This is a genomic window from Nostoc sp. 2RC (genome assembly GCF_014222165.1).
GTDB classification, from domain to species: Bacteria; Cyanobacteriota; Cyanobacteriia; order Cyanobacteriales; family Nostocaceae; genus Nostoc; species Nostoc linckia.
In genome coordinates this window covers 1-11,800 of the sequence record NZ_JACKZU010000258.1, presented here as the reverse complement: position 1 = coordinate 11,800, position 11,800 = coordinate 1, and the positions used below count along the sequence as shown (strand labels likewise).

The 11,800-nt window shown below is 39.1% G+C and carries 9 protein-coding genes; 7 read left to right on the top strand and 2 right to left on the bottom strand.

Translation table 11 applies throughout. The annotated features are described in order from the left end of the window. Positions 1-537: 537 nt before the first annotated feature. Positions 538-1,611 (top strand): diguanylate cyclase domain-containing protein, encoded by a 1,074-nt coding sequence (locus tag GNE10_RS24175; RefSeq protein WP_185567337.1) that lies wholly within the window; start codon positions 538-540, stop codon positions 1,609-1,611. A gap of 136 nt (positions 1,612-1,747) precedes the next feature. On the opposite strand, the gene GNE10_RS24170 is transcribed toward GNE10_RS24175, so the two are convergent. Both GNE10_RS24170 and GNE10_RS24165 read right to left on the bottom strand, forming a co-directional pair. Continuing rightward, positions 1,748-2,407, bottom strand: coding sequence for a pentapeptide repeat-containing protein (locus GNE10_RS24170; protein WP_185567336.1), 660 nt, complete (start codon positions 2,405-2,407; stop codon positions 1,748-1,750). A gap of 616 nt (positions 2,408-3,023) precedes the next feature. Continuing rightward, on the bottom strand, positions 3,024-3,182 hold the full coding sequence (locus GNE10_RS24165; protein WP_185567335.1) for a hypothetical protein: 159 nt from the start codon (positions 3,180-3,182) through the stop codon (positions 3,024-3,026). A gap of 165 nt (positions 3,183-3,347) precedes the next feature. Between GNE10_RS24165 and GNE10_RS24160 the strand changes: the two genes are divergently transcribed. The 6 genes from GNE10_RS24160 to purD all read left to right on the top strand — a co-directional run bounded on the left by GNE10_RS24160 (position 3,348) and on the right by purD (position 11,603). Continuing rightward, positions 3,348-3,749, top strand: coding sequence for a hypothetical protein (locus GNE10_RS24160; RefSeq protein ID WP_185567334.1), 402 nt, complete (start codon positions 3,348-3,350; stop codon positions 3,747-3,749). A gap of 249 nt (positions 3,750-3,998) precedes the next feature. Continuing rightward, positions 3,999-4,325 (top strand): DUF3040 domain-containing protein, encoded by a 327-nt coding sequence (locus tag GNE10_RS24155; protein ID WP_185567333.1) that lies wholly within the window; start codon positions 3,999-4,001, stop codon positions 4,323-4,325. Between the two features lie 16 nt (positions 4,326-4,341). Continuing rightward, positions 4,342-6,423 carry a dynamin family protein gene (locus GNE10_RS24150; RefSeq protein WP_185567338.1) on the top strand — a complete coding sequence of 694 codons (2,082 nt, stop codon included), beginning with the start codon at positions 4,342-4,344 and terminating at the stop codon, positions 6,421-6,423. A gap of 394 nt (positions 6,424-6,817) precedes the next feature. Further along, positions 6,818-9,049 carry a dynamin family protein gene (locus tag GNE10_RS24145; protein ID WP_185567332.1) on the top strand — a complete coding sequence of 744 codons (2,232 nt, stop codon included), beginning with the start codon at positions 6,818-6,820 and terminating at the stop codon, positions 9,047-9,049. A 302-nt stretch (positions 9,050-9,351) separates the two neighbouring features. Next, positions 9,352-10,026, top strand: coding sequence for a DUF305 domain-containing protein (locus GNE10_RS24140; protein ID WP_185567331.1), 675 nt, complete (start codon positions 9,352-9,354; stop codon positions 10,024-10,026). A gap of 290 nt (positions 10,027-10,316) precedes the next feature. After that, positions 10,317-11,603 carry a phosphoribosylamine--glycine ligase gene (purD, locus tag GNE10_RS24135; RefSeq protein ID WP_185567330.1) on the top strand — a complete coding sequence of 429 codons (1,287 nt, stop codon included), beginning with the start codon at positions 10,317-10,319 and terminating at the stop codon, positions 11,601-11,603. Positions 11,604-11,800: the final 197 nt, after the last annotated feature.

Sequence of the window (11,800 nt, the reverse complement as noted above, 5' to 3'; positions counted from 1 at the left end):
GGGTTGGGGAGGGGTCTTGTCTATGTGTTGCATTATTTTTTCAAATTGGTATGATTTAAAATTGCTATGTATGGAATTCATATTTGATGTTTGAAAAAGCTGGGTAAAACTCAAAAAGCTACTTTCTCATAATCTGTTGCAATTGCGCTTCACACAGCATAAAAATACATTAAATTACGCTTCATACTAAAAGTATACGCTTTAGCACTATAAACATCATACTAAACTGTTATTCATATAACTTGCACATATTTTCGTATTCACTGCTGAAGCTTGACGCTTGACTGTCAGTGGTCTCAGGATAAACAACTATGCAAGTTAAGAGAGTAACAGTTTAATATTGAAATGAGGAGAATTAATTTTCAGATAATTTATGTTTAACACAAATTGATGGTGTAATTTTTTATAATTATCTTACTTAATAAATAGTTTTTCCCATATCGTTATTGTTATCTTTAGCGATTAAAATTACTGGAACTATACATTATGAATTGGCATGTGTTAACTACATTTTGATATAACCCGGATATTAACAGTATGAATGACTCATCAGAAATATACAAAACCCAGTTAGTGCAAATCCTGGTTGTTGAAGATGAGTATATTCTTGCTATCAATTTACAGGAAATTCTTGAATCACTGGGATATGTGGTAGTTGATATCGTTTCTTCAGCAGAAGAAGCAATAGAGAAGGCACAAAAGCTTCGTCCCAACTTAGTTTTGATGGATATTTGCCTGCAAAGTCAGATGGACGGTATTCAAGCAGCAGAGCAAATATGGAATAATTTACACATTCCAGTTATCTATGTCACTGGGCATTCTGATAAGAGTACGGTAGAACGAGCAACGCTGACATTACCTTTTGGTTATATTCTCAAACCTGTTAAAGACCAAGAACTTTACGTTGCTATTCAAACAGCACTCAATCGCTATCAACGCGAGCAATTTTTGATGAATGAACTTGAGAAAATCAGGGATGTGGTGATTCCCACTAATCTCCAGTTATGTTTTAAGTGTCCGAGTCACGTATATCTGATTCATCAATTAATAGCTTATCAGCAGATGCAAGCTACTAATGAGGAACTAAAAAGACAGATTAATCTCGATTCTTTGACTCAAATAGCTAATCGTCGCCGATTTGATGAGTGTTTTGAAATTGAATGGTGTCGTCTTAAACGCGATGGCCTACCTTTATCATTAATTTTGTTAGATATCGATTTTTTTAAGCTTTATAACGATACTTACGGTCACTTAATGGGCGATGATTGTCTACAACAAGTTGCAACAGCGCTCAAAAGTGTTGTTCAACGCCCAGCAGATTTAGTTGCTCGTTACGGTGGAGAAGAATTTGTGATGATTCTTCCCAATACAGAAAATCAAGGAGCAATTTTTGTGGCTGAAAAAATTTTAGAAACAGTACGCAACTTAGCAATTCCTCACATTAAATCTAGTATAAATACTTATGTGACTGTGAGTATAGGCTTTGCCAGCATTGTGCCCAATTTCAAATTGTCACCGCAACATTTAATTGAAGCAGCCGACAAAGCACTTTATCAAGCTAAACTCCAAGGGCGCGATCGCATTAGTATTGGTGTAGTTAATGGTTTTTGATTGATGGCTATGGGGGGATGGGGTGGGGGGTAAGGGAAAAGGTTAAAGGGAAAAGGGAAAAGGGAAAAGGAATAAATTCAATCTTTTTTCTTTCCCCATGCCCCATGCCCAATGCCCAATGCCCAATGCCCAATGATTAATAACTAATAACTATTTGAGGTTCTTTAATTGTGCCATCAGGCATGATTGTATCTCGCAATTTTGCATAAATTAGGTTTGCTTGGTAAAGGTTGGCTTTACTTAGGTTTGCTTTAGTTAAGTTTGCCCATGTCAAATCTGCACTAGTTAAATTGGCTTCGGTGAGATTAGTTTCTAGCAAAATTGCACCACATAACTTTGCTTTTGTGAGATTTGCTCTGACTAAATTAGCTTCAATTAGGGATGCTTCAATTAATTTGGCTTCGGTGAGGTCTGCTTCACTCAGATCCGCAGCACATAAGGAAGTACCCCAAAGGTTACTACCGATTAATTTCACTCGCCATAAAAAACTTCCACACAAATTTGCTTGCTTTAAATCGGCATTCGCTAAATTAGCTTCACATAATGAGGCTTCATACAAATTTGCTGCGGATAAATTAGCTGACATCAAATTCGCGCCACTTAAATTTGCACGAGTGAGTATGCAACCAGATAGATTAGTACCACGCAAATTTGCTCCTATAAAATTCAATCCACTTAAATCTAATCCTTTCAGGTCAATTTCACTCAAGTCATATCCACTGAAATTGTGACGCTGAAAACATTTATTTCTGATTTGATCTAAGACCGATTCCTGCTTGTCACCATAATTTTTCATGGTATTCACCTCTGGGTGTAACCGATCTCAAAAGGCGATCGCGAGAGTTACTGTATATTGAGAGTACACCTCAAAGGTCGAGAAAAGCGATGGACTATTCACAAGAAATTTCGAGAAAATCTTCAAGAACTTGAAAATACGCTCTAAAAGTCTTTTTTAAGACAAAATATGCTGACATAGGTCAGGAAATATTGATACGTTACAATTCAGAACTCAGAATTCAGAACTCAGAATTCAGAACTCAGAACTCAGAATTCAGAACTCAGCAAGTTTACCACGGAGGCGTTATTGTATTTTGTACAAACTCAAACCAATGCCAAATGCAATTTTAAGGCTGCATTAACTATTACCATCACATCTTGGTTTACTTCACCAGTAATATCATATCCGCATAATTTAGTAGAGACGTAGAATTGCTACGTCTCTATATCGGGTGGAATGACGAAAAATCCTTCAATGACGGGTCTCACCCTGATTCGCCAGTTGTATTTTTAGCAAGGGGATTAAGGGGTGGGGTTTTTCGGGTTGAATAAGTAATCAACCGGACAAGTTCGTTCGTCCACAACACAAGTCTGTTCGTCCACAACACAAGTCCGTTCGTCCACAACACAAAAGTTCATTCGTCCACAACACAAGTGCGTTCGTCCACAACACAAGTCCGTTTGTCCACAACACAAGTGCGTTCGTCCACAACACAAGTGCATTCGTCCACAACACCAGTGCGTTCGTCCACAACACAAGTGCGTTCGTCCACAACACAAGTGCATTCGTCCACAACACAAATTCGTTCTCAACGATTTGTTATTTTTTGGTGTAATTACTTAGTTATAAAATTAATTTTTTTATAAAAAAATACCTAAATTTGTAAGCTTTACTGAGCCAAAACACTGGTTTATTAGGACACCCTAGAAAGATAGATTTTAGTAAAAGGTATCCATTGATGCCGCGTAAAAAAAGAAGTTCTCCTGTGCTAGAAAAAACTGAACAGAAATTAATCGGATTTAAATCGATTAATTCTAGCCTTGATTTTGGTGATTTTGTTAGTGTGAACCATTTAACTGAGCTAACCGGAGAACTCCGCAACGAAATTGACCAGTATAATATGATGCTAACTGCACTTGACACAGCAAAGGGAAAAATAGAAACCCTTGAAAGAAGCATTCGTGAAACTTCAGAACGCTTGGTTGATGGTGTGGCATCGAGGTATGGCAAAAACAGTCGGGAATATGAAATGGCGGGCGGAGTACGCAAAAGCGAACGCATTCGTAAAGCCACCATTACGCGCTTAAAATCAATCGCAGACTCAAAAACGGCTTCTACACAAGACCTTTTGCAAAAGTAACTTTTGCTCATAGTGGGGAAAGGGAAAAGGTTAAAGGGAAAAGGGTTTTTATTTGCTCTTTTCCCCTTTACCCCTTACCCTTTTACCCATTTCTCTTAGAAGTCTACAGAAGGTGTAACCAGCAAGCCCTAACTAAGCATCATTGACTATGAATGATGCCCATGTTTGGCGAACAAGTGCATTTTGTGGAATTTAACTCCAGCTTCAATTTAACTGACAATGAAAATTCTTTAGACGGAGTGGATACTGATGACATCTGAGAAAGACCGCCATAAAGAACTTGAACAACGAGAACGTATATTACGAGAACGAGAAGTTGAATTGCGACTTCGAGAAATGGAAGCTAAAATTCATACTGCTGATGCGCCTTTTCATAAAACTGTTAAGCATCAACCAGAAAATTCCCCCAAACCTTGGATAAAAAAACTAATTCTGGGGGGAAAGTTGTTTGCTCTTGGTGTGGTAGCGTTAGTTGCAGTAAGGATAGCCTCAGCGCTAGCCGGGTTGATTATTGTTGCTGCACTGGGGTGGATGTCTTACAAATTATTTTTTGAATCCAAAAAAAACATTTCTTAATTAAGGTGTAACTATGATGAGCGAGCAAGTAGCAACTGACATATTTATTAAAGATTTAGAGCGTGTTGCTCAAGTGCGATCGGAAATTTCTGTGTGTTTGAATAAACTTGTTGAAATCATTAATACGGCTGAATTAGCTGGCGATTCTTCATCAGGAAAACTCAGCCTAGAACGAGATATTGATGATATTACAGTAGCTAGTAAAAATCTCCGTGAAGGTGTATTTCGCCTTTTAGTGTTGGGAGATATGAAGCGGGGAAAAAGTACATTTCTCAATGCTTTAATCGGAGAAAATTTGTTACCGAGCGATGTTAACCCTTGTACGGCAGTGTTAACAGTTTTACGCTATGGCCCAGAAAAGAAAGTTACAATTCATTTTAATGACGGCAAAAGTCCGCAACAGTTAGATTTCCAAAGTTTTAAACATAAATATACCATTGATCCGGCTGAAGCCAAAAAATTAGAACAGGAGAAAAAGCAAGCCTTTCCTGATGTTGATTATGCAGTAGTCGAATATCCGTTAACTTTACTAGAAAAAGGAATTGAAATTGTTGATAGTCCAGGGTTGAATGATACAGAAGCCCGCAATGAATTATCTTTGAGTTATGTGAATAATTGCCATGCAATTTTATTCGTGATGAGAGCTTCTCAGCCTTGTACCTTAGGTGAACGTCGGTATTTAGAAAATTATATTAAAGGTAGAGGTTTGACAGTTTTCTTCTTAATCAATGCTTGGGATCAACTGCGGGAATCATTAATCGATCCTGATGATGTAGAAGAGTTACAAGCAGCTGAAGAGAGATTGCGGCAGGTATTTAAAGCAAATTTAGCTGAGTATTGTTACGTAGACGGTCAAAATATTTATGATGAACGTGTATTTGAGCTTTCATCAATTCAGGCACTCAGAAGGCGGCTGAAGAATACTCAAGCTGATTTACAGGGGACTGGCTTTCCTGAGTTTATGGGGGCACTGAATACTTTTCTTACCAAAGAAAGAGCGATCGCTGAACTTCGTCAAATCAGAACTTTATCTAGGCAAGCTGTTAATCACATCCTAGAAGCCGTTGCCAGAAGAGTACCATTACTCGACCAAGATGTAAATGAATTGAAAAAACGAATTGATTCAGTAGAACCAGAATTCAACACCCTCACGACAATTCGAGATCAATTCCAAAAAGAAATTTTCAACACCAGAGATACTCAAGCCAGAACAATTTCTGAATCCTTCCGCAGCTACGTTTTAAACTTAGGTAATACCTTTGAAAACGATTTTGTCCGCTATCAACCAGAATTAAATTTGTTTGATTTTCTCAGTAGCGGAAAACGGGAAGCCTTTAACGCTGCATTGCAAAAAGCCTTTGAGCAATATATCACTGACAAATCTGCCGCTTGGACATTAACCGCAGAAAAAGATATCAATACAGCCTTTAAAGAACTTTCTCGTAGTGCTGCACAATACGGCGCATCTTATAGCCAAGTCACAGACAAAATCACCGAAAAAATCACCGGGCAAAACATCAAAGTAAACGCCACTATTCCTAGTGAAGATGATAACTCTCCGGCTTGGGCAAAATGGGCAATGGGATTGTTATCGCTGTCTAAAGGAAATCTTGCTGGTGTTGCACTAGCAGGGAGTGGATTTGATTGGAAAAATATCTTGTTAAACTATTTCACTGTCATTGGTATTGGTGGGATAATTACAGCCGTTACTGGTGTGTTTCTAGGGCCAATTGGATTTGCACTGCTAGGTTTGGGAGTAGGCTTTTTACAAGCAGATCAAGCGCGTAAAGAGTTAGTAAAAACGGCTAAAAAAGAATTAGTTAAATATTTACCCCAAGTAGCCCAGGAGCAATCTCAAGTTGTATACGATGCGGTAAAAGAATGTTTTGATGCTTACGAAAGAGAAGTCAGCAAGCGAATTAACGATGATATTGTTTCTCGGAAATCTGAACTAGATAATTTAGTTAAGCAAAAAGAAACCCGCGAAATTAATCGTGAAAGTGAGTTGAAGAGATTAAAAACCTTACAAGAAGATGTAATAGCGCAGTTGCAAAAAATTGAGGCAGCATACAGCAATTTGTTAGCTTACTATAGCTAAAGTACAGCAATTCAGGAGTCAGGAGTCAGGAGTGAGAATTCAGAACTCAGGAGTCAGGAGTCAGGAGTCAGAATTCAGAACTCAGGAGTCAGAATTCAGAACTCAGAATTCAGAATTAATCAGTGAGGGATTTAGACATTATTACTAATGGAAGGCTCTAGCCTCCGGCAGGGTACAGCCGTTCGCGCCTACTGGTTATTGTATGTGTATCAATATTTTGGTGAATTGGTATTACTCTACGCTTTTCGCCAGTCATCCAAAATTCATTCTGACCCCTGACTCCTGAATTCTGACTCCAAACTCCTAACTCCAAACTCCTGACTCCTAACTCCTGAATTCTGAATTCTGAATTCTGAATTCTGAATTCTTTTCTGAAATCTCTAATTAATAAACTATGCAATCACAATATCAAAAATTAGTAGATTCTCTCAAATCTGCATCTGCATTATTAAATTTAGAACGCAAATCGCAACTGCATCAAGATGTAACTTCTATTTGTAATTATCTAGTTAATCCTAGCTTTCGGATTGCGGTATTTGGCCCTTTTAATCATGGCAAATCTACTTTATTAAATGCCATATTGGGGAATCGCACGTTACCTATTGATTTAATTCCGACTACAGGCGCAGCCATTACTGTTAAGTATGGTTCTGATGTGCGGACTCGTATTATGTTGATAGATGGTACAGAAATCTACCGCAGTGGAACACAAGTTTTACAGCAATTTGCGATTCTTGATGGTGATAGACAGATGCGAAAAGATGTAGCATCTGTAGAAGTTTTTTGTTCCCATCCTTTTTTAGAAACTGGTGTGGAATTTCTCGATTTACCAGGGACTAACGATAGAGAAGAACAAGATAATTTAGTAAGAGAACAACTTTTAAGTGCTGATTTAGTTGTACAATTATTAGATGCTCGCAAGTTAATGACTTTAGGCGAACGAGAAAACTTGCGAGATTGGCTATTAGACCGTGGGATAAAAACAGTTATTTTTGTTGCCAATTTTATTAATTTACTCGAACCTGAAGAACAAAAACAAGTCCAAAATCGCCTGCTATTTGTGGCGGAAAGTTTTCGAGCCAAATTACCTCCAGGTTTTAGTAATTTGTATCGCGTTGATGCTTTACCCGCCTTACGAGCTAGATTAAAAGGTGATGTTGCAGAAGCCAATAGTAGCGGTTTGGTGGCTTTTGAAACGGCTTTGCAAAACATTGCAGGAATTTTGCAACAAAATCATGGTAGTGTACGTTTACCAAGAGTGGAGGCGATCGCCACTCAAATTCAACAATCATTAAAAGCCAAAATTGACCCCATCGCCACTGAAGTTAAATCGCTTGTTGATAAACAAAACGCTAAAGTTGAAATCAAAGAAAAAGCTGTTAACTTAATTAAACAAGGCTTTACTAATAGTATTTCTGAGTTACAAGATTGGCTAAGTTTTCCAAAACTACTAGCAAAATACCAAGCTGACGCCGCAGTTGCACTGGCAGAAAATAACTTTAAATCTTGGGAAACAAATACTCTCAAAAAAGACCTCAATCAATTACAAATAGCAACGGTAAAATGGCTTTACCAAGCTTATGAGTTTTTTCAAACAGAAAGACCAGAAGATTTATTAATTCCCTTCCCTAGCGAACCCACAATTACGTTACCTCCCAAACCAAATCATCAAAGTGATTTGAGTGAAACTGGTTCCATTGCAGTTGGTGGTGGTATTGGTTGGTTATTGGGCGGCCCTGTGGGTGCTGCTGTGGTTGGGAGTATTTCTTATTTATTAAATAAAAATATTCAACAACAAGAAGGAAAATCAGCTAATGAATCTTATCATCAGCAAGTTGCTAAACTTTGCATAGCTGCAACAGAAGATTATTTTTCTAGTTTTAGCACTCAAGGATTATCAATTTTGGCTGCATACGATGGAAAAGCTGAAAAAGTAATTTCCTTGGAAGTTAATCAAGAACCATTAGAAATTACTAATAAACGCCAAGAATTACAGCGATTACAAAATATTTTCAATCAATTACTGCGAGAATTAGAAACAGCCAAAATTTCTGTTAATTATCAACCTTATCAAGAAATACCACAAACTAAAACTGTAAATACTAGATATTTAACGCAACCAGAAAAATTTAAAACTTCTGCCCAAGTACAGAAGAATACTACTAAAACTAATAATACTCATCAACAAGTTTCTTCAGCTTCCAAATCAGTAACAGAAAAAAATACTCAACAAGTTTCTCCATCACCCAAAAAATCCGCCTCTCCACGTCCAGAAGAATTGGACTCAAAATTTAATAATTGGGAACTCGATGAAGAAATAGCGCGAATGAAAGCAGAAATGCGATCGCCTGGTTTTAAAACTCACAAACAGCAAAATACAACTCAAAATAATCAAACACCAAATCCACCTAAAACTCAGACACCAAAAGATAAAATTAATCACGCCTACAGCATTTTAGGATTAGAATCCAACGCCTCTTTGACTGAAGTTAAGCAAGCTTATCGAACTTTAGTTAAAAAATGGCATCCCGATTTATTTGTAGGTAAGCCACAACAACAAAAACAAGCAGAAGAAAAAATGCATTTACTAAATGAAGCTTATACAATTTTGACCGACACAATTTGAGATTTTAAATAAAGACGAACAGCCGTTTATCTCTACGCTAGAATATTTTTATATTTAAAACTGGTCTGTCCCATTAGTTCTGATAAGTGAACTTATTCTTAATTTTTCTTACTTTGCGCTCTTCTCTGACGAGACGCTGCGCGAATGCGTTCTTTGCGGTTCGTTCTTCAAAACCCTCAAAATTAATGCGATAGATCACTTTTAAATATAAAATCTAAAATTTGAAAATTTCATCCTAATTTCATTTGGATTTGTAAAATTAACAAGTAAATATAGAATTAGGAAACTGTTGGATAAAACTTATGCAACTGCTATCTTTGAAAAAAAGTTTTTTAGCGTTGAGTTTTGTGGTGATCGCTTCAACCAGTGGATTACTCACAGCCTGTTCCAATGCTGCTTCCCAGAACTTAACACAAACTCCAAACGCAACTCCTACCAGTGGTAGCAATAACCACATGAATCACAGCATGGGAATGGATTTAGGCCCAGCCGATGCTGACTTTGATTTACGGTTTATCGATGGGATGATACCACACCATCAAGGGGCTTTGGAAATGGCGAATGTTGCACAGCAAAAATCCAAACGTCCTGAAATCAAAAAACTAGCAGACAATATCATCAAATCGCAAAACCAAGAAATTACCCAAATGAAGCAGTGGCGAAAAGCTTGGTATCCCAACGCAGGAGATAAACCAGTGGCTTATCACAGTCAAATGGGTCACACAATGGAGATGTCACCAGAGCAAATGCAAGCCATGATGATGAACCAAGACTTAGGCGCGGCTGATGCTCAATTTGATTTGCGCTTTATTAATGCCATGATTCCTCACCATGAAGGGGCTGTAAAAATGGCAAAAGACGCTTTAACTAAATCTAAACGCCCCGAAATCAAACAATTAGCCCAAGAAATTATCAAAGCACAAGATACAGAAATTAAAGAAATGCAGCAATGGCGGAAAAGTTGGTATAACCAATGATTTTGTGGGATAGGTCGGTGGGGGACAAGGGAGATAGGGAGATAGGGAGATAGGGAGGTAGAGGAACAGGGGAGAAAATCTTCTCCTCTCTGTGCCCAATGCCCAATGCCCCATGCCCCATGCCCCATGCCCAATGCCCAATGCCCAATCCCTTCAAAGGCAGGTTTTTTGAAGTAAGCAGATGGTAAGATAAACCATCGTGACATCAAGCGTGTCATGAGTATGGAAAATTTTATCCGCGAGAATCGAATAGGGCATTCTCGTTTCGCAAGGGACGCACGAGGAAATCAGTGAAAGTTTTAGTTGTAGGGAATGGGGGACGCGAACACGCTCTGGCATGGAAATTGCTGCAATCCGAGCAAATTGAGCAAGTTGTTTGTGTACCAGGAAACGGAGGCACAGCAATTATGGAACGTTGCCAGAACTTGCTGCTGTCGGTAGATGATTTTGAGGGTATAAGCCGATACGCTCTAGAATATGGTATTTCTCTGGTGGTGGTGGGGCCAGAAGTTCCGTTGGCTAAGGGAATCACTGACTATCTCCAAGAACAAGGACTGATGGTATTTGGCCCAGTTCGAGCAGGGGCACAGATTGAAGCAAGCAAAGCCTGGGCAAAAGCTCTGATGCAGGAAGCCGGGATTCCTACGGCGCGGGCTGCGGTATTTACTGAGGCAGCAGCAGCAAAATCTTATGTCAAGTCTCAAGGAGCGCCAATTGTTGTCAAAGCTGATGGCTTGGCTGCTGGTAAAGGCGTAACGGTGGCACAAACAGTTGAACAAGCGCAAAGTGCCATTGACGCGATTTTTCAAGGGCAGTTTGGCAGTGCTGGGGAATTTGTGGTCATTGAAGAATGTTTAATTGGGCAAGAGGTATCGGTTTTAGCATTAACGGATGGATTAACAATTAGACCTTTACTGCCAGCTCAAGATCATAAGCGCATTGGTGAGGGGGATAGCGGGGAAAATACTGGCGGTATGGGAGCCTATGCGCCTACTCCCATTGCTACACCAGAGTTAATGGCACGGGTTCAAAGGGAAGTTTTAGAAAAAGCGATCGCCTCTTTAAGATCAAAAGGCATCGACTACCGTGGCGTACTCTACGCTGGGTTAATGGTTGCACCAGATGGCAAATTCAAGGTTTTGGAATTTAACTGCCGCTTTGGCGACCCAGAAACCCAGGTAATTTTACCACTATTAGACACACCTTTAGCAGAATTGCTTTTAGCCTGTGTACAGCAGCGTTTAAGCGAATTGCCGCCCATTGCTTGGAAATCAGGAGCATCCGCCACAGTTGTCGCTGCATCTGGCGGTTATCCGGGAGAATATGCAAAAAACAAGGTGATTACTGGCATTGGAGAAGCAGAAAAAGCCGGAGTAACTGTGTTTCATGCAGGTACGAAATTGAACCAGCAACAACAAGTGGTGACAGATGGAGGGCGGGTATTAAACGTCACTGGAATCGGAGAAGATTTTGAAAAAGCGATCGCCCAAGCCTATGCAGGAATTAAATATATTCAATTTGAGGGGATATATTACCGGAGAGATATCGGGCACAGAGTACTCAGTGGGAAGCAATAAATTAGCATACTAAACGTGCCTTAAATGTGGAACAGCTGATCGTGTCCGCCTAATTAGTTATGATTCCCACAGCCATTGCACCCCACCGGGTGAGCGAAAAAAGGTGTGGGGAGTGTGGGAAGTGTGGGGAGTGTGGGGAGTGTGGAGGGTAATTTTTTGGATACTTAGCTAGAAATCCCACACAAAATTTCGTTCAC

Excerpts from the sequence above, each read along its gene's own strand:
- GNE10_RS24155 (WP_185567333.1), top strand. The coding sequence starts at position 3,999 with ATGACATCTGAGAAAGACCGCCATAAAGAACTTGAACAACGAGAACGT.
- GNE10_RS24160 (WP_185567334.1), top strand. The coding sequence starts at position 3,348 with ATGCCGCGTAAAAAAAGAAGTTCTCCTGTGCTAGAAAAAACTGAACAG.
- GNE10_RS24150 (WP_185567338.1), top strand. The coding sequence starts at position 4,342 with ATGAGCGAGCAAGTAGCAACTGACATATTTATTAAAGATTTAGAGCGT.
- GNE10_RS24145 (WP_185567332.1), top strand. The coding sequence starts at position 6,818 with ATGCAATCACAATATCAAAAATTAGTAGATTCTCTCAAATCTGCATCT.
- GNE10_RS24170 (WP_185567336.1), bottom strand. The coding sequence starts at position 2,407 with ATGAAAAATTATGGTGACAAGCAGGAATCGGTCTTAGATCAAATCAGA.
- GNE10_RS24175 (WP_185567337.1), top strand. The coding sequence starts at position 538 with ATGAATGACTCATCAGAAATATACAAAACCCAGTTAGTGCAAATCCTG.
- GNE10_RS24140 (WP_185567331.1), top strand. The coding sequence starts at position 9,352 with ATGCAACTGCTATCTTTGAAAAAAAGTTTTTTAGCGTTGAGTTTTGTG.